The organism is Streptomyces sp. UF-297 (genome assembly GCF_058245575.1).
Genome location: NZ_JBSIBZ010000084.1, coordinates 1 through 16,958, shown reverse-complemented (window position 1 = coordinate 16,958; position 16,958 = coordinate 1). Strand labels below are relative to the sequence as shown.

17 protein-coding genes are annotated in these 16,958 nt (G+C 72.5%); 12 read left to right on the top strand and 5 right to left on the bottom strand.

Features of this window, described 5'->3' with window-relative positions; genetic code table 11:
• Positions 1 to 26 precede the first annotated feature (26 nt).
• The 5 genes from AC4IJH_RS34465 (at position 27) to AC4IJH_RS34445 (ending at position 4,209) form a co-directional block, all read left to right on the top strand.
• The gene (locus AC4IJH_RS34465; RefSeq protein ID WP_490855891.1) at positions 27 to 476 is read left to right on the top strand and encodes an SRPBCC family protein; all 450 of its coding nucleotides are present in this window, start codon (positions 27 to 29) and stop codon (positions 474 to 476) included.
• A 2-nt stretch (positions 477 to 478) separates the two neighbouring features.
• Positions 479 to 1,675 (top strand): ArsA family ATPase, encoded by a 1,197-nt coding sequence (locus tag AC4IJH_RS34460; protein WP_490855890.1) that lies wholly within the window; start codon positions 479 to 481, stop codon positions 1,673 to 1,675.
• A gap of 140 nt (positions 1,676 to 1,815) precedes the next feature.
• Positions 1,816 to 2,349 carry a DUF5304 domain-containing protein gene (locus AC4IJH_RS34455; RefSeq protein ID WP_490855889.1) on the top strand — a complete coding sequence of 178 codons (534 nt, stop codon included), beginning with the start codon at positions 1,816 to 1,818 and terminating at the stop codon, positions 2,347 to 2,349.
• A 137-nt stretch (positions 2,350 to 2,486) separates the two neighbouring features.
• Positions 2,487 to 3,428, top strand: coding sequence for an ROK family glucokinase (locus AC4IJH_RS34450; protein ID WP_490855888.1), 942 nt, complete (start codon positions 2,487 to 2,489; stop codon positions 3,426 to 3,428).
• Positions 3,429 to 3,456: 28 nt separating this feature from the next.
• Positions 3,457 to 4,209: an endonuclease/exonuclease/phosphatase family protein gene (locus AC4IJH_RS34445; protein WP_490855887.1), complete on the top strand. Its 753-nt coding sequence runs from the start codon at positions 3,457 to 3,459 to the stop codon at positions 4,207 to 4,209.
• Between the two features lie 58 nt (positions 4,210 to 4,267).
• Here AC4IJH_RS34445 and AC4IJH_RS34440 read toward each other — a convergent pair whose 3' ends face one another.
• Complete coding sequence (locus AC4IJH_RS34440; protein WP_490855886.1) at positions 4,268 to 4,861, bottom strand: hypothetical protein; 594 nt, start codon at positions 4,859 to 4,861, stop codon at positions 4,268 to 4,270.
• Entirely contained in the window at positions 4,848 to 5,633 is a 786-nt protein-coding gene (locus AC4IJH_RS34435; protein ID WP_490855885.1) for an alpha/beta hydrolase, read from the bottom strand. The genes AC4IJH_RS34440 and AC4IJH_RS34435 overlap by 14 nt, the downstream gene beginning before the upstream one ends.
• 208 nt (positions 5,634 to 5,841) lie before the next feature.
• On the opposite strand from AC4IJH_RS34435, the gene AC4IJH_RS34430 reads away from it, so the two are divergent.
• From AC4IJH_RS34430 to AC4IJH_RS34410, 5 genes are all read left to right on the top strand, one after another.
• Positions 5,842 to 6,600: a lysophospholipid acyltransferase family protein gene (locus AC4IJH_RS34430; RefSeq protein ID WP_490855884.1), complete on the top strand. Its 759-nt coding sequence runs from the start codon at positions 5,842 to 5,844 to the stop codon at positions 6,598 to 6,600.
• Positions 6,601 to 6,720: 120 nt separating this feature from the next.
• Complete coding sequence (gene macS / locus AC4IJH_RS34425) at positions 6,721 to 8,025, top strand: MacS family sensor histidine kinase (RefSeq protein ID WP_490855916.1); 1,305 nt, start codon at positions 6,721 to 6,723, stop codon at positions 8,023 to 8,025.
• A gap of 38 nt (positions 8,026 to 8,063) precedes the next feature.
• Positions 8,064 to 8,708: a response regulator gene (locus AC4IJH_RS34420; protein ID WP_490855915.1), complete on the top strand. Its 645-nt coding sequence runs from the start codon at positions 8,064 to 8,066 to the stop codon at positions 8,706 to 8,708.
• 151 nt (positions 8,709 to 8,859) lie between these two features.
• On the top strand, positions 8,860 to 9,888 hold the full coding sequence (locus tag AC4IJH_RS34415) for a 6-phosphofructokinase (RefSeq protein ID WP_490855883.1): 1,029 nt from the start codon (positions 8,860 to 8,862) through the stop codon (positions 9,886 to 9,888).
• 118 nt (positions 9,889 to 10,006) lie between these two features.
• Positions 10,007 to 11,023: a 2-hydroxyacid dehydrogenase gene (locus tag AC4IJH_RS34410; protein ID WP_490855882.1), complete on the top strand. Its 1,017-nt coding sequence runs from the start codon at positions 10,007 to 10,009 to the stop codon at positions 11,021 to 11,023.
• On the opposite strand, the gene AC4IJH_RS34405 is transcribed toward AC4IJH_RS34410, so the two are convergent.
• The 3 genes from AC4IJH_RS34405 to AC4IJH_RS34395 all read right to left on the bottom strand — a co-directional run bounded on the left by AC4IJH_RS34405 (position 10,989) and on the right by AC4IJH_RS34395 (position 13,889).
• Complete coding sequence (locus tag AC4IJH_RS34405) at positions 10,989 to 12,923, bottom strand: anthranilate synthase family protein (protein ID WP_490855881.1); 1,935 nt, start codon at positions 12,921 to 12,923, stop codon at positions 10,989 to 10,991. The two genes, AC4IJH_RS34410 and AC4IJH_RS34405, sit on opposite strands and share 35 nt — an antisense overlap.
• Positions 12,924 to 13,015: 92 nt before the next feature.
• The gene (locus tag AC4IJH_RS34400; RefSeq protein ID WP_490855914.1) at positions 13,016 to 13,072 is read right to left on the bottom strand and encodes a trp operon leader peptide; all 57 of its coding nucleotides are present in this window, start codon (positions 13,070 to 13,072) and stop codon (positions 13,016 to 13,018) included.
• A 10-nt stretch (positions 13,073 to 13,082) separates the two neighbouring features.
• A complete protein-coding gene (locus AC4IJH_RS34395) occupies positions 13,083 to 13,889 on the bottom strand; it encodes an alpha/beta fold hydrolase (RefSeq protein ID WP_490855880.1) in 807 nt (268 codons plus the stop codon).
• Positions 13,890 to 13,985: 96 nt separating this feature from the next.
• Between AC4IJH_RS34395 and AC4IJH_RS34390 the strand changes: the two genes are divergently transcribed.
• Together AC4IJH_RS34390 and AC4IJH_RS34385 are read left to right on the top strand one after the other, a co-directional pair.
• Positions 13,986 to 15,383 (top strand): aminotransferase-like domain-containing protein, encoded by a 1,398-nt coding sequence (locus AC4IJH_RS34390; protein ID WP_490855879.1) that lies wholly within the window; start codon positions 13,986 to 13,988, stop codon positions 15,381 to 15,383.
• Positions 15,384 to 15,537: 154 nt separating this feature from the next.
• Entirely contained in the window at positions 15,538 to 16,887 is a 1,350-nt protein-coding gene (locus tag AC4IJH_RS34385) for a class II 3-deoxy-7-phosphoheptulonate synthase (RefSeq protein WP_490855878.1), read from the top strand.
• The last annotated feature ends 71 nt before the right edge of the window (positions 16,888 to 16,958 follow it).

Here is a 16,958-nt window from a genome sequence, read left to right as displayed (position 1 = left end):
TGAATCGGCATGGAGGAGTCACGGCGATGGCCGAACACACCAGCTCTAGCATCACGATCGAGGCGGCACCCGCCGATGTGATGGGCGTGATCGCCGACTTCGACCGCTATGCGGAGTGGACCGGCGAGGTCAAGGAGGCCGAGGTGCTGGCCAAGGACGACCAGGGCCGCGCCGAGCAGGTGCGGCTGGTGCTGGACGCCGGAGCGATCAAGGACGACCACACCCTGGCGTACACCTGGTCCGGCCCCTACGAGGTCAGCTGGAAGCTGGTGAAGTCCCAGATGCTGCGCGAGCTGGACGGCTCCTACCGGCTCGTGGCGCTGGACGGCGGCAAGCGCACCGAAGTGACGTACCGGCTCACCGTCGACGTCAAGATCCCGATGCTCGGAATGATCAAGCGCAAGGCCGAGAAGGTCATCATCGACCGCGCGCTGGCAGGTCTGAAGAAGCGCGTCGAGAGCGGCGCCGAGGCCTGAGCATGCGCACCGTTCTCGTCACCGGCCCCGGCGGCGCGGGCCGCACTACCATCGCCTGTGCCACCGCGCTGGCCGGAGCCCGACGGGGGCGGCGCACCCTGCTGCTCACCACCGAGAGCGGCGCCCCGGACGCGGTACTGGGCAGCGGCCTCGGCTCCGCGCCCGAGCAGATCGCACCCGGCCTCACCGCCCGGCGCATCGACTCCGGCGAGCACTTCCGCCGCGAGTTCCTGGCCTTCCAGGAGCGGGCGGGCGCCGCGCTGGACCTGCTCGGCGCCAGCGCGCTGGAGGAGGACGAACTCACCGAACTCCCGGGCGCCGAGGCCTTCGCACTGCTGCACGCCCTGCGCGCCGCGCACGAGTTCGGTGCCTGGGACCTGGTCGTCGTCGACATGCCACCCGCTGCCGAAACGATCCGCCTGCTCGCCCTGCCCGAGCAGGCCCGCCGCTACCTGCGCCGCCTGCTGCCGCCCGAGCGCCAGGCGGCCCGCGCGCTGCGCCCGGTGCTCGCCCAGCTCGCGGGCGTACCGATGCCGGCCCAGAAGCTGTACGAGAGCGCGGAGCGCTGGGAGCACGAACTGGCCGCCGTACAGCGGGTGATCGAGGACCCCGGCACAAGCGTGCGGGTGGTCACCGAGGCCGGGCCCGTCGCCGCGGCGGGCCTGCGCACCGTACGCGCCGGACTGGCCCTGCACGGCCACCGCACCGACGCCGTCGTCGTCAACCGGCTGCTGCCCACCGGCTCGGCCGAGCCCTTCCTCGCCGCGCTCTCGGGACAGCAGCAGACCGCGCTCAAGGCGGTGCGCGAGGAGTTCCCCGAAACCCCCGTCCACGAAGTGCCGCACCTGGGCCGCGACCCGCAAGGGCCGGAGGACCTCGGGGAGTTGACGCACCACGTGCCGCCGCAGGACGCGGAGGAGGGCGGGCACACCGCCTCTCCCGACACCTGGACCGTCGAGGACCGCCTCGCCGAGGACGGCCTGCTCATATGGCGGGTGCCGCTGCCCGGCGCCGAGCGCGACGGGCTCACCCTGGTCCGCCGCGGCGACGAACTCATCGTCGGCGTCGGCCCGTTCCGGCGGATCCGCCGCCTGCCCTCGGCGCTGCGCCGCTGCTCGGTCTCCGGCGCCGCGCTGCGCGAGGGCGCGCTGCACATCCGCTTCACTCCCAACCCGGACCTGTGGCCCAAGAGCCCCTGAACGGCAATCCACCGTTCAGGTAACGTCGAAGGGACGCGGCACCGCCCGGCCGTGCGGTGGGCGACCGGAGCGGCCGGGCAGCCGCGGCAGCGATGCGCCCGCCCGCCGCGGGAGCCCCCACAGTTCACGGAGTGTCCAACATGAGCGATGCCACCGAGCGCCCCGCCGACCGCAGGGCCGAGCCCGACCCCGACGCGTGGGGCGCGGCGTGCGCCGAGGACCTCGCGGCGGAGAAGGCCCGCCGCCGCGCCCAGTACGGCCCGCCCCCGGGCAGCGCCGCCGAGGAACTGCGCAAGCTCGCCGAGGCCGTCACCGAGAAGCTCGCCGGCATCCAGCTGCCCGGCGCGCTCGCGGGCAAGGCCGCCCAGGGCACGGTCAACCACTTCATCCGCCGGGCCAAGAACGCCGTCGAGCCGGTCATCGAGCGCAACTCCGACGTCTTCGACCACCTCGCCTCCGCCGGCTCCGAGCTGCTGGCCGCCTACCGCTCGGCCGTCGAGGGCAGCGAGCGCCGCTGGACCCGCCAGGATTCCCGGGCCCCCGAGGACACGGACCCCCGCGGCGCGGACGGCGGCACCCGCACCGGTTCCACCCCTTCGGGTACCACCGGTCCCAAGGACACCCCCCGCGACGACGAGGGCCCCGCGGGCACCGAGCGCATCGACCTCGACTGACCTCCCCCGCCGCCCCGCCACCGGCGGTAGCCCATTGCTGTGCCGCCCCCGTTGTGTCGCCGTCATGGGGGAGGGAGGCGCACCACCCTCCGGTACGGTTGGTCGCGGCGGGGTTCGAGCGAATAACTGAGGGACACATGGGACTCACCATCGGCGTCGACATCGGCGGCACGAAGATCGCGGCCGGCGTGGTCGACGAAGAGGGCAAGATCCTCGAAACGTGCAAGGTGCCGACTCCGCAGGCCACCGACGAGCTGACCGAGGCGATCGCGGACGCGGTCAAGACCGTCGGAGCCGACCACGCGGTCGAGGCCGTGGGCATCGGGGCCGCCGGCTACGTGGACGAGAAGCGGGCCACCGTCCTGTTCGCGCCCAACATCGACTGGCGCCACGAGCCGCTCAAGGACAAGGTCGAGCAGCGCGTCGGCCTCCCCGTGGTCGTCGAGAACGACGCGAACGCCGCGGCCTGGGGCGAGTACCGCTTCGGCGCGGGCCAGGGCCACAGCGACGTCATCTGCATCACGCTCGGCACGGGCCTGGGCGGCGGCATCATCATCGGCAACAAGCTGCGCCGCGGCCGCTTCGGCGTCGCCGCCGAGTTCGGCCACATCCGGGTCGTCCCCGACGGCCTGATGTGCGGCTGCGGCAGCCAGGGCTGCTGGGAGCAGTACGCCTCCGGGCGCGCCCTGCTGCGCTACGCCCGCCAGCGCGCCTTCGCCACCCCCGAGAACGCCCAGATCCTGCTCAGCCTGGGCGACGGCACCTCCGAGGGAATACAGGGCAAGCACATCAGCGAGGCCGCCCGCCAGGGCGACCCGGTCGCCATCGACTCCTTCCGCGAACTGGCCCGCTGGGCCGGCGCGGGCCTCGCCGACCTCGCCTCGCTCTTCGACCCCTCCGCCTTCATCGTCGGCGGCGGCGTCTCGGACGAGGGCGAACTGGTCCTGGACCCGATCCGCAAGTCCTTCCGCCGCTGGCTGGTGGGCAACCAGTGGCGGCCGCACGCCCAGGTGCTCGCCGCCCAACTCGGCGGCAAGGCAGGGCTGGTGGGCGCCGCCGACCTGGCGCGCCAGGGCTGATCCGAGCTGATCTGAGAGGACGCACACGATGGCAGTCGAGCTTCCGGTGCCGGTGACCGAGCCCGATGGCTCGGCTGTGCTGCGCGTCCTCAGCTACAACATCCGCTCGCTGCGCGACGACCGGGCGGCGCTGGTCCGGGTCATCCGGGCCTGCGCCCCCGACGTCGTGCTCATCCAGGAGGCGCCGCGCTTCTTCCGCTGGCGCAAGGCGGCCGCGTATCTGGCCCGCGACTGCGACCTGGTGTACGTCACCGGCGGCGCCACCGCTGCCGGGCCGATGATCCTGTCCTCGCTGCGCGCCCATGTGGAACGTACCGAGGATGTGCTGCTGCCCCGCACCCCCGGCCTGCACCAGCGCGGTTTCGCGACCGCGGTGCTGCGGATCGGGGGCGCCAGGCTGGGAGTGCTCAGCGCCCACCTCAGCCTCAACGCCGAGGAGCGGTACGCGCAGGCGGGCCTGCTGCTGGAGCGCCTCGCGGCGCTGGGGGTGCCGTACACGGTCGCGGGCGGGGACCTCAACGACCGGCCCGACGGGCGGGCGTTCGGACGGCTGGCGGGGCAGGTGCGGGATGCGTACGCCTCCAAGCCGTGGGGCGGGGAGTTCACCTCCACGCCCCGTACTCCGCATCAGCGCATCGATGCCGTGTTCGCCACGGAGGGCGTGGAGATCCTGGGGTGCGGGGTGCCGCACGGGCTTCCCGGTGTCTGCGAGGACGATCTCCGGGCCGCCACGGATCACCTGCCGGTGCTGGCGGCTCTGCGGGTGCCCGTCGGTTCCTAGTGGTACGCCGCCTGCGGCCGCGTGTCCTCAAGCGCCGGACGGGCTGGATGCGCTGGACCTACACCACCGCTCCGCCGCCCGGCAGGCCGCCGTCGTCCTCGTCGTCGTGTTTCATGCGGGCGATCAGGGTGGCGAAGCCGCCGAGGAAGCCGCCGATGCCCAGGAGGGTGATCCACCAGGTGATGGGCTGGCGGAGGATGATCATCAGGACGAGCAGCAGCGGGCCGCCGAGCACCGCGATCCAGGCGAACTTGGTGGTGGTGTCGGCCTTGGGCAGCGGCGGGTCGGGCGGGGAGAAATGGCCCTCGTCGCTCTCGTCGAAGTCGTCGTCCGAGGCCTCTGCGGCCTGCCAGTCGCGCGGGCCGACCCCGGGTGCGTACACCACGAAGCTGCCCACCGACGGCTCGCTCCTGGGCCGGTCGTCGGCGCCCGGCTTCTCCAGCGGGTCGACGGCGTCCTGCTCGCCCGGCTTGCCCTTGGCGCCCGGGTCCGCCTCGGGGGCCTTGGCACCGGGGGCCTCGGCGGTGTTGGCCACCGGCTCGTCGTCCGGGGTCGGGAAGGCCGGCTCCGCGCCGTAGCCCGCCACGATCTCGGCCCAGGCCGCTTCCTCGTCCAGGGGGTCGCGAGGATCGCGCGGGCTACGCTCCACCACCGGTCGCCGCCCCTTCCTTGCGGACGCCCGGCGCCAGGCGGGCGATGAAGTCGAAGGTGTCCCGGAAGATCTGCTCGGCGTCGTGGTCGAGGGTCGCCACGTGGTAGCTCTGCTCCAGCAGGCGGTGGCGTACGTCCTTGGAGGAGACCCGGCTCAGGACGCGCTCGGAGTCGACCGGCGGCACGGTGTGGTCCTGGGGGCTGGTCATCACCAGCAACGGCTGGGTGACCCGAGGGAGTTCGGAGTCGACCTGGCGAAAGAGCTTGCGCACCGAGTTCGCGGCGTGCAGCGGCACCCGCTCGTATCCGACCTCCACCGCGCCCGGCTTGGCGATGTCGCTGGCCAGGCCCTTGGTCGTACGGATGACGTGGCGCAGCACCGGCAGCAGCGGAGCCACGGTGTCGTGCACCTTGTTGGCGGGGTTGACCACCACCACGCCGCTGATCGCGTCGCCGTGCAGCGCCGCCAGCCGCAGGGACAGCGCGCCGCCCATCGACAGACCGCAGATGAAGACCTGGGAGCACCGCTCGGTCAGCGAGCGCAGTTCGCGGTCGACTTCCGCGTACCAGTCCTGCCAGGTCGTGAGCTGCAGGTCCTGCCAGCGGGTGCCGTGGCCGGGCAGCAGCGGGAGCGAGACGGTCAGGCCGCGGTCGGCCAGATACTCGGCCCAGGGGCGTACGGACTGGGGTGAGCCGGTGAAGCCGTGGCATACGAGAACGCCGACCTCTCCGCCGTCGTGGCGGAACGGCTCGGCTCCGGCAAGGAGCGGCACCGGGGAACTCCGATCGGTAAAAGGGGGCTGGCGGGTCAGGGGGGCAGACGCAAACCCTTAGTGAAGCGTACGCGGAGCGCCGCCGGGCGGGTAGGTCCGAAGTCCCTCCGGAGAGCCCCTGCGCAGGCCCGCCGAGGCGAACGGGTGGGCCGGGCAGGTTAAGGTCTTTGCGTCACACACAGGAGGCAGTGGGTTGATCTACGGCGCAATGAAGTTTTCCATCGGTGGGTCGCTGAAGCTTGCCTTCCGGCCGTGGGTGGAAGGCCTGGAGAACATTCCCGCCGAGGGACCGGCGATCCTCGCGAGCAACCACCTGTCCTTCTCGGACTCCTTCTTCCTGCCCGCGGTGCTCGACCGGAAGGTCACCTTCATCGCCAAGGCGGAGTACTTCACCTCTCCGGGGGTGAAGGGGAAGCTGACGGCCGCCTTCTTCAAGGGCGTGGGCCAGCTCCCGGTCGACCGCTCGGGTGCCCGCGGCGCGGGCGAGGCGGCGATCAAGAGCGGCCTGGAGGTGCTGGAGCGCGGTGAGCTGTTCGGCATCTACCCGGAGGGCACCCGCTCGCCCGACGGCCGGCTCTACCGCGGCAAGCCCGGTGGCCTGGCCCGGGTCGCGCTGGCCAGCGGCGCTCCCGTCATCCCCGTAGCGATGATCGACACCGAGAAGGTGCAGCCGCCGGGCAAGGTCGTGCCCAAGATGATCCGGCCGGGCATCCGCATCGGGAAGCCGCTGGACTTCAGCCGGTACCACGGCATGGAGGGCGACCGCTTCATCCTGCGTTCGGTGACCGACGAGGTCATGTACGAGATCATGAAGCTGTCCGGCCAGGAGTACGTCGACATCTACGCGACCGCCGCCAAGCGGCAGCTGGCCGAGCAGGCGAAGGCAGCGGCAGAGGCCAAGAAGAAGGGCGAGGCGGAGCCGTCCGGCGCCGAGCAGCCCGGACACGCTGACAAGGCCGGGGCATAGCAGCGCCCGGCGTGGGGGTCGGACGACATGGCAGAGGCTGAGATACGCACGGTGAGCAGCGGCGAGCCCACGGCGGGAGGCGCCCCCAAGGGCCGCGGACGGCATCCGAAGGTGGTGCGGATGTCGGTCGAGCTGCCCCTGTGGCGGGCGCTGACCAGCTACCGCATCCTCACCCTGATCTACGTCCTGGTCCTGTTCTCCCTCACCTACGACCAGTACGCCCATCCGCTCGGCGCCACCGCCTACTTCGCCGCGCTGACGCTGTGGATGGCCTTCACCTGGCGCCGTACGACCAGCGCGGAACGCTGCACCAAGGGCTTCCTGCTGGCCGACATCAGCTTCGCCCTGGGCGGCATCCTGCTCACCCTTGTGGTGGACACCCACGAGCGCATCATGGACGGCGGCCCCACGCTGCCGTCCATGTGGACCGCGGGCGCCGTGCTCGGCTTCGCGATCAAGGGCGGCTGGCGGTGGGCGGCGCCGGCCTCGGCCGCGGTGGCGGTGGTCAACCTCGTCGAGCGCCAGGCGCTGGCCCGCGACACCATCCACAACGTCGTCCTGCTGTGGGTGGCCAGCGTCGCCATCGGCTACGTCATCGAGGTCGCCCGCGCCAGTGAGCGCACCCTGGCCCGAGCGCTGCAGATCGAGGCCGCCACCCGCGAGCGCGAGCGGCTGGCCCGCGACATCCACGACAGCGTGCTGCAGGTCCTGGCGATGGTGCAGCGGCGCGGCGCCGCGATCGGCGGCGAGGCGGCCGAGCTGGGCCGGATGGCGGGCGAGCAGGAGATCGCGCTGCGCACCCTGGTCTCCAGCGGGCTGGTGCCGCCGCAGCGCGCGCCACGCCCTGCCGAGGACGCCGCCCCACCTGCCTCCGGGGACCGTTCCGCGGAGCTGGAGGGCGCCGCCGACCTGGAGGACTCCTCGTGGTCGGAGCGGGCGGTGCGCGCGGTCAAGAGCGCGGGGGCCGGGCGCGGCGCCGGGGCGCGCGCGGACGGCGGGCCGTGCGACGTACGGACCCTGCTCGCCCCGTACGCGGGCGCGCGGGTGACCTTCTCCGAGCCCGGCGCGCCGGTCGTGCTCCAAGCCGCCGCGGCCGGGGAGCTTGCCGCGGCGGTCGGCGCCGCATTGGACAATGTGAGGGCGCACGCGGGCGAGACGGCCCGCGCGTGGATCCTGGTGGAGGACGAGCCGGACATGGTCATCGTGACCGTCCGGGACGACGGGCCCGGCATCCCCGAGGGGCGCCTGGCGGACGCCGAACGCGAGGGCCGGCTCGGCGCCGCCCTCTCGATCCGCGGCCGTCTGCGGGACCTGGGGGGCAGCGCAGAGTGGGTCTCGGTCCCGGGCCAGGGCACCGAAGTGGAGTTGAAGGTTCCCAAGGGCAGTGGTCCCGAGGGCGGAAGGCGGGGGAAGGCGCGAGCGTGAGCGAGCAGTCGATTCTTGAGCAGCAGGCCGTGAAGGTCATGGTGGTCGACGACCACCCGATGTGGCGGGACGCGGTCGCCCGTGACCTGGCGGCGGCCGGGTTCGAGGTCGTGGCCACGGCCGGGGACGGGCCGCAGGCGGTGCGCAGGGCCCAGGCCGTCTCGCCCGACGTCCTCGTACTCGACCTGAACCTCCCCGGGCTGCCCGGCGTCCAGGTGTGCAAGGAACTGGTCGGCTCCAACCCCGCGCTGCGGGTGCTGGTGCTCTCCGCCAGCGGTGAGCACGCCGATGTGCTGGAGGCGGTCAAGTCCGGGGCGACCGGCTATCTGCTCAAGTCGGCCAGTACCGAAGAGCTGTTGGACGCGGTACGGCGCACGGCGGTCGGCGACCCGGTGTTCACCCCCGGTCTGGCCGGGCTGGTACTGGGGGAGTACCGCCGCCTGGCCACCGAGCCCGCCCCGGCCGCCGAGGACGAGCCCGGCGCGCCCCAGCTGACCGAGCGCGAGACGGAGGTGCTGCGCCTGGTGGCCAAGGGCCTCTCGTACAAGCAGATCGCCGAACGCCTGGTCATCTCGCACCGCACGGTGCAGAACCACGTCCAGAACACCCTGGGCAAGCTCCAGTTGCACAACCGCGTCGAGCTGGTGCGCTACGCCATCGAGCGGGGCCTGGACGAGGCGTGAGGTCCGCACGCACAGCCCTCGTACGAGTGAACGGCCCGCGCCAACGCCCCGCGTAATCACGGGAATTCACCCTTCGCCCCATCCCGGGGTGACCCAAGTCACCATTAGCGTGACTCGCGTCGGCTCAATCACGGGATGAAGGGAAGAAGCGATGCGGGTCGGAGTACTGACCGGCGGCGGTGACTGCCCCGGTCTGAACGCAGTCATCCGCGGCGTGGTCCGCAAGGGCACCCAGGAGTACGGATACGACTTCGTGGGCTTCAGGGATGGCTGGCGCGGGCCGCTGGAGGGCGACGTGGTGCCGCTGGACATCGCGGCGGTGCGCGGCATCCTGCCCCGCGGCGGAACCATCCTGGGGTCCTCGCGCACCAATCCGTTCAAGGTGGAGGACGGGGTCAGGAGGATCAAGGAGACCCTGGCCAAGCAGGAGGTCCAGGCGCTGATCGCGATCGGCGGCGAGGACACCCTGGGCGTGGCGGCGCGCCTGTCGGGCGAGTACGGCATCAACTGCGTTGGCGTCCCCAAGACCATCGACAACGACCTCTCGGCCACCGACTACACCTTCGGTTTCGACACCGCGGTCGGCGTGGCCACCGAGGCGATCGACCGGCTGCACACCACCGCCGAGTCGCACATGCGGGTCCTGGTCGTGGAGGTCATGGGGCGGCACGCGGGCTGGATCGCGCTGCACTCCGGCCTGGCCGGCGGCGCGAACGTGATCCTCATCCCCGAGCAGCGCTTCGACCTGGACCAGGTCTGCGCGTGGGTGGAGTCCCGCTTCAAGGTCCGCTACGCCCCCATCGTCGTGGTCGCCGAGGGCGCCATGCCCAAGGACGGCGAGATGGTGCTCAAGGACGGCTCCACCGACTCCTTCGGGCATGTGCGGCTCTCGGGTGTGGGGGAGTGGCTGGCCAAGGAGATCGAGGCGCGTACGGGCAAGGAGGCCCGTACCACCGTGCTCGGGCACATCCAGCGCGGCGGCACACCCAGCGCCTTCGACCGCTGGCTGGCCACCCGCTTCGGGCTGCACGCCATCGACGCGGTGCGGGACGGCGACTTCGGCACGATGGTCGCGCTGCGCGGCACCGACATCGTGCGGGTGCCGATCGCGGAGGCCACCGCCAAGCTGAAGACCGTGGACCCCAAGCTGTACGCCGAGGTCGGGGTCTTCTTCGGCTGACCGCCCGGTCCGCCGACCGCGCCCGCTCCCGTCTCCCGGGCGGCACTGCCGAGCGATGGGCCGTATATTCGGCCTATCGCTCACAAGCCGCCCACGGGCCGGTGAAACGGGAGATGTCGTGGAGATCTTGGCATTCGGTGTGCAGGCGGACGAGAAGCCGCTGCTGGAGAAGGCCTTCGCGGGCCGCCACCAGGTCCGCTGCCTGGATGTCTTCCTCAACCACGACACCGCGCCGATCGCGGCCGGCTACGAGGTCGTCAGCGCCAGCGTCAACGCCGACCTGAACGCCGGTGTCCTGCGGGACCTCGCGGCCGGCGGCACGAAGATGATCGCCCAGCGCTCCACCGGCTACAACAACATCGACCTGACGGCCGCGGCCGATCTGGGGCTGACGGTGGGCCGGGTCTCCTACTACTCGCCGTACTCCGTCGCCGAGTTCGCCTGGGCGCTGGCCATGGCCGTCAACCGGCGGATCGTCCGCGCCGCCAACCGCACCCGCAACTTCGACTTCCGCCTGGACGGCCTGATGGGCCGCGACTTCCGCGGCCGTACCGCCGGTGTGCTGGGCACCGGCAAGATCGGCGAGGCGTTCACCCGCATCGCCCACGGCTTCGGCATGAACCTGCTGGGCTGGGACATCGCGGAGAACCCCGCCTGCGTCTCCCTCGGCATGAAGTACGTCGACCAGGAGCGCCTGTTCGCCGAGTCGGACGTGATCACGCTGCATCTCCCGCTGCTGGAGGCGACCCGGCATGTCATCGACGCCCGGGCGCTGGCGGCCATGAAGGACGACGCCATCCTGGTCAACTCCAGCCGCGGCGGGCTGGTGGACACCGCGGCCCTGGTCGAGACGCTCAAGGCGGGACGGCTCTCGGGCGTGGGCCTGGACGTGTACGAGGAGGAGGCCGGGCTCTTCTTCTTCGACCGTTCCCTCGAAGTCATCCACGACGACACCCTCGCCCGCCTGATGACCTTCGGGAACGTCCTGGTCACCTCGCACCAGGCGTACTTCACCCAGGACGCGGTCGGCCAGATCATCGCCACCACCGTGGCCAATGTCGAGGACTACCTGGCCCAACGCGCCAACGAGAACACCCTGGTCACACCAGGACGGCGGCCAGCAGCTGGGCCATGACGGCGGCGCCGTCCAGGGTCAGCACGGACTCCGGGTGGAACTGCACGCCCGCGAAGCCCGGGCCGCGCAGCGCGTGCACCTCGCCGGTCCGTGCGTCCCGGCTCAACTCCACCCGGTGCATGGCCAGTTCGGCCTCGGCGCTGTCCTCGCAGCGGGCGGTGAAGGTGTTGTAGAAGCCGACGGTCTCCGGGCGTCCGAAGAAGTCGATGCGCTCCTGCGCGCCCTGGAGCGGCACCTCCTTGCGGACGATCTCCAACCCCAGCTCGGCGGCGAGCAGTTCATGGCCCAGGCAGACCCCCAGCAGGCCGTGGGGGTGCTCGCGCAGCAGGTCGGCGGCGAGCGGGCGCAGCAGGCGCATCTTGGGGTCGGAGCCGTCGCGCGGATCGCCGGGGCCCGGGCCGAGCACGATGGGGCCCTGGTGCGCGAGGGCGGCCTCCCGCAGCCCCGGCTCGTCGAAGCGGCGGACGGTGACCCGCAGTCCCGAGGTGCGCAGCAGGTGCGCCAGCATCGAGGTGAAGGTGTCCTCGCCGTCGACGACCAGGGCGTGGCCCGTGAGCGCGGCGGTCGGGGCGCCGGTGTGCATCCGCAGCCAGAAGGGGGCCAGGTCGGCGCGGCGGGCGTCCAGGGCGGCCCGTACCCGCGGGTCGTCGGCCAGCAGGGGGCGAGAGGGCTCCTCGGCGCGTACGGGAACCGGGAGCACGCCGAGGGCGGTGAGCACGCCCGCCGCCTTGGCGTGGGTCTCGGCGACCTCGCTCGCGGGGTCGGAGGCCCGTACGAGCGTGGCGCCGACCGGGACCCGTACCGTGCCGTGCGCGTCGATGTCGGCGGTGCGGATGAGGATGGGCGAGTCCAGGGTCTGGGCGGGGGCGCCGTCATGCGGCCCGCTGCCCGGGTGGTGGCCGATGAGCGCCAGCGCGCCCGCGTAGTAGCCCCGGCCGACCCCGTCCCGCCCGAGGGGCTCGTGGCGCTCGATGACCCGGCAGGCGTTCTGCACGGGCGACCCGGTGACGGTCGCCGCGAACATCGTCTCCCTGAGCACCTCGCGCACGTCCAGGGTGGAGCGGCCGCGCAACTCGTACTCGGTGTGCGCCAGATGGGCCATCTCCTTCAGCCGCGGGCCGATGACCACGCCGCCCCGGTCGCCGACGGTGCACATCATCTTCAGCTCCTCGTCGACCACCATGGACAGCTCGTCGGTCTCCTTGCGGTCCGAGAGGAAGGTCAACAGGCCCTCGGCGTCGGGGCCTTGGGCGGGGTAGCGGTACGTCCCGCTGATGGGGTTCATCACGACCGTGCCGCCGGTCATCCGTACGTGCACCTCCGGGCTGGCGCCCACAAGCGTCCGCTCGCCGGTGTGCACCACGAAGGTCCAGTACGCGCCGCGCTCACCGGTCAGCAGGCGGCGGAAGAGCGCCAGCGCGTGGGAGCGGGTGAAGCCGGGGATGCTGCCCGTGAAGGTCCGCCGGATCACGAAGTTGGCGCCCTCGCCGCGGCCGATCTCCTCGTCCACCACGCGCCGCACCGTGCGCGCGTACTCCTCGTCGCTGACGTCGAAGTGGCCCTCCCGTACGTCCACTTCGTGCCGGGGAAGGGCGTCGAGCACCTCGTCCAGGGGCAGCTCGTAGGTCTCCTCGGGCAGCAGGACGGACAGCGGGGTGCCGTCGTCGCGTACGTCGAAGCCGCGCTCGCGGATCTGCCGGAAGGGGACCAGCGCGAGCGCGCCCAGCCGCTGACCGGGGACGACCGGGATGTCGGCGAGGCGCTCGACCTCCTGGACCGGGCCGATCAGGACCTCGATCCTGTCGTGGTCCCGGCCGGGGGTGCGGCGGCGCAGCAGGGCGAACGGTGGGCAGTCGGCGCCGGTGAGGCGGTCGAGCAGGGCGGCGGTGTCGCGGTGCATGGGGGTTCCTTCCGTAAGGGGGAGGAACGACCCGCGGATACGCCGAAGGCCGCCCCTCGGGCGGCCTTCGCGATGTCTGTGGTGCGCGCGAATCAGTGGGCCGCCGGATGAGCGGTCCACCACCAGGACATGGTTGCGTGCGCGTACATGCCGTGCACCCTACCCGATCGAGCGGCGGAGGAAGTCCGTGAGCGCGGTATCGAAGCGCTCGCGCTGCTCCAGGTTCGGCAGGTGGGCGGCGCTCTCGATGACGGCGAGGGTGGAGTCCTGAATGAGGAGGTGCATCGTCTCGGCGTCGGCGACCGGGGTGAACTCGTCGTCGCGGCCGACCACTATCAGGGCGGGGACGGCCAGGTCGCGCAACACCTCGGTGCAGTCGGGGCGTTCGGCCCTGCCGCGGAGCGCGGCCGCCGCGCCCTCCGGCGGAGCGCCCAGCATCATACGGCGTACGTGGGCGGCCACCTCGGGCTGCGCGCGCAGGTTGTACGGCGCGACCATCTTGTCCAGCACCTCCGCGGTGTAGCCGCCCATGCCCTCGCGCAGCAGCCGGTCGGCCGCCTCGTTGCGGGCCCGCTTGCCCTGCGGCGTCTCGGCGCTCGCGACGGTGTCGGCCAGGACCAGGCCGCGCAGCCGCTCGGGGAAGAGGCGGGCGAACTCCATGACGATCTGGCCGCCCATGGACAGCCCGGCGATCACGACGCGCTCCTGGCCCAGGCCCAACTCGTCCAGCAGGGCGGCGATGTCCCGGGCGAAGGTCTCCAGGGGGGTGATGCCGGGTACGACGGTGGTCTGCCCGTAGCCGCGCAGGTCGGGTGCGATCACCCGCCACCCGGCCGCCGCGAAGGTCTCGGTCTGCGGGTCCCACATGGTGCGGTCGAAGGGGTGCCCGTGCACGAGTACCAGGGGCGCACCGCTTCCCCGGTCCTCGTAGCCGACGGTGATGCCGTTGACGGCGGCCGTGCTCACTGCAACTCGCCCCTCTCGATTGCCTGTTGACGTCTCGATGCTATGGCCATCACAATCTCGGTGCAATAAAAACATTGCTCTCGGTGCAATCGAGGATTGAGGTACGCCGTGGCCGTCGAGGACTACCAGCGCATCGCCAACGCCGTCGCCGCCGACATCGCCGCCGGGCGCCTTCGCCCCGGCGACCGGCTCCCCGCCCAGCGCGCCTTCGCCCGCGCCCACCGCATCGCCAACTCCACCGCCACCCGCGTCTATCGCGAACTGGCCCGCCGCGGCCTGACCGTCGGCGAGGTCGGCCGCGGCACTTACGTACGCGCCGCCCAGCACGCCCCGGGCCCCGCCCTCGCCGAACCGGCCGGGCCCGACGCCGGCACCCGCGTCAACCTCGAACTCAACTACCCCGTCGTCCCAGAGCAGTCCGCCCTGCTCGCCCACGGCCTCGCCCCCCTGCTGCGCCCCGACGCCCTGGACGCGGCAATGCGCCCCAACGCCCCCACGGGCAGCGCCGCGGCGCGCGAGGCAGCGGCGGCGCTGCTCGCCCACCCGCGGCTGGACCCCGACCCGGGCCGGGTGCTCTTCGCTGGCAACGGCCGGCACGCGGTGGCCGCCGCGATCGCGGCGCTGGTGCCGCCCGGCGGCCGCCTGGGCGTCGAGGCGTTCACCTACCCCCTGGTCAAAGCCATCGCGGCGCGCATCGGCGTCACCCTCGTCCCGCTGGCCACCGACGCCCGCGGGCTGCGCCCCGAGGCCGTACGGGCCGCCCACCGCGCCGCCCCCCTGCGCGCCCTCTACCTCCAGCCCACCCTGCACAACCCGCTCGGCGTCACCATGCCCGCCGACCGCCGCGAGGAACTGGCCGCCACCCTGGACGGCCTGGACCTGTGGGCCGTCGAGGACGCCGTCTGGGCCTTCCTCGACGCGGACGCCGCCGGGGAGCGCCCGCCGCTGGCGGCCCTGGCCCCCGGCCGTACGGTCCTCGTCGACAGCCTCTCCAAGCGCCTGGCCCCCGGCCTGACCGTCGGCCTCGTCCTGGCCCCCGCATCCCTCACCGACCGCGTCGCCGCCGCCCTGCGCTCGGGCGGCTGGAGCGCCACCGGCTTCGCGCTGGAGGCCGCCACCCGCTGGATGGCCGACGGGACGGTGGACCGCATCGTGGCGATCAAGCGCAAGGACGCGGCCGAGCGCCAGGCCCTGGTCCGCGGCCACCTGGAGGGCTTCGCCCTGCGGACCGACCCGCGCTCCTACTTCGCCTGGTGGGAGCTGCCCGAACCCTGGCGCGCCGAGACCTTCCTGGCGGCCGCGGCCCGCCGCGGCATCGCCGTCACCCCGGCCGCCGCCTTCGCCGTGGCCCCCGAAGGACCCCAGGGCACCCGCCCCGCACCCAACGCCGTCCGCCTCGCCCTGGCTTCTCCCGCACCCGAACTCCTCTCCCGCGCCCTGACCACCCTCGCCGCCATCGCCCACGGCTCCCCGGAGGACACCGGCCCCGACTGAGGGGCCGGGCCCGCCCCTCACCCCGCGCGCCGGCCCGCGCAAGGCAACGAACAGGCCAACGGCGGCCGACATCGCACCGCACAAGTGTGTGGGTCATGTCTCATATCGCGGGCGGCGAAATGGACGCCCGTCAGGAACCCGTAATGTTGACGGGGTGACCGTGAACGCTGAAACCCACGCCGGTGGCCACACCTGGCGAGACCTGCCCGCGGCGCAGCAGCCTGACTGGCCGGACCAAGAGGCTCTGCGCGATGTGATCGCGGAGCTCGAGTCCTATCCGCCGCTCGTCTTCGCCGGTGAGTGCGACCAGCTGCGCGAGCGCCTGGGCGCCGTCGCCCGCGGTGAGGCGTTCCTGCTCCAGGGCGGCGACTGCGCCGAGGCCTTCGACGCGGTGTCGGCCGAGCACATCCGCAACAAGCTCAAGACGCTGCTCCAGATGGGCGCCGTCCTCACCTACGCCGGGTCCGTACCGGTGGTCAAGGTCGGACGGATCGCCGGCCAGTACAGCAAGCCGCGCTCCAAGCCGACCGAGACCCGCGACGGCGTGACGCTGCCGACCTACCGCGGCGACTCCGTCAACGGCTTCGAGTTCACCGAGGCGGCCCGCATCCCGGACCCGCAGCGCCTGAAGCGGATGTACCACGCCTCCGCCGCGACGCTGAACCTCGTGCGCGCCTTCACCACCGGCGGCTACGCCGACCTGCGCCAGGTCCACGCCTGGAACCAGGACTTCGTGAAGTCCTCGCCCTCCGGCCAGCGTTACGAGGCCCTGGCCCGCGAGATCGACCGCGCGCTGAACTTCATGAACGCCTGCGGGGTGGACCCGGAGGAGTTCAAGACGGTCGAGTTCTACTCCTCGCACGAGGCGCTGGTCCTGGACTACGAGTCCGCGCTGACCCGTACCGACTCGCGCACCGGCAACCTCTACGACGTCTCGGGCCACATGGTCTGGATCGGCGAGCGCACCCGTCAACTGGACGGCGCGCACATCGAGTTCGCGTCCAAGATCCGCAACCCGATCGGCGTGAAGCTCGGCCCGACCACCACCCCGGAGGACGCGCTCACCCTCATCGAGCGCCTGGACCCGGACCGCGAGCCGGGCCGGCTGACCTTCATCACCCGCATGGGCGCGGACAAGATCCGCGACAAGCTGCCCACGCTGGTCGAGAAGGTCACCGCCTCCGGCGCGCAGGTCGTGTGGATCAGCGACCCGATGCACGGCAACACCTTCGAGGCGGCCTCGGGCCACAAGACCCGCCGCTTCGACGACGTGCTGGACGAGGTCAAGGGCTTCTTCGAGGTCCACAAGTCGCTGGGCACCCACCCGGGCGGCATCCACGTCGAGCTGACCGGCGACGATGTCACCGAGTGCGTGGGCGGCGGCGACGAGATCTTCGTCGACGATCTGCACCAGCGCTACGAGACCGCCTGCGACCCGCGCCTGAACCGCAGCCAGTCCCTGGACCTGGCGTTCCTGGTCGCGGAGATGTACCGCGACCAGTAGGCGCGAGCGGCAGACTCCCGCACATACGGCAGTGGGGGGGGGGGGGGGGGGGGGGGGGGGGGGGGGGGGGG

Excerpts from the sequence above, each read along its gene's own strand:
- AC4IJH_RS34415 (WP_490855883.1), top strand. The coding sequence starts at position 8,860 with ATGCGGGTCGGAGTACTGACCGGCGGCGGTGACTGCCCCGGTCTGAAC.
- macS (WP_490855916.1), top strand. The coding sequence starts at position 6,721 with ATGTCGGTCGAGCTGCCCCTGTGGCGGGCGCTGACCAGCTACCGCATC.
- AC4IJH_RS34460 (WP_490855890.1), top strand. The coding sequence starts at position 479 with ATGCGCACCGTTCTCGTCACCGGCCCCGGCGGCGCGGGCCGCACTACC.
- AC4IJH_RS34450 (WP_490855888.1), top strand. The coding sequence starts at position 2,487 with ATGGGACTCACCATCGGCGTCGACATCGGCGGCACGAAGATCGCGGCC.
- AC4IJH_RS34430 (WP_490855884.1), top strand. The coding sequence starts at position 5,842 with ATGAAGTTTTCCATCGGTGGGTCGCTGAAGCTTGCCTTCCGGCCGTGG.
- AC4IJH_RS34465 (WP_490855891.1), top strand. The coding sequence starts at position 27 with ATGGCCGAACACACCAGCTCTAGCATCACGATCGAGGCGGCACCCGCC.
- AC4IJH_RS34420 (WP_490855915.1), top strand. The coding sequence starts at position 8,064 with ATGGTGGTCGACGACCACCCGATGTGGCGGGACGCGGTCGCCCGTGAC.
- AC4IJH_RS34445 (WP_490855887.1), top strand. The coding sequence starts at position 3,457 with ATGGCAGTCGAGCTTCCGGTGCCGGTGACCGAGCCCGATGGCTCGGCT.
- AC4IJH_RS34405 (WP_490855881.1), bottom strand. The coding sequence starts at position 12,923 with ATGCACCGCGACACCGCCGCCCTGCTCGACCGCCTCACCGGCGCCGAC.
- AC4IJH_RS34455 (WP_490855889.1), top strand. The coding sequence starts at position 1,816 with ATGAGCGATGCCACCGAGCGCCCCGCCGACCGCAGGGCCGAGCCCGAC.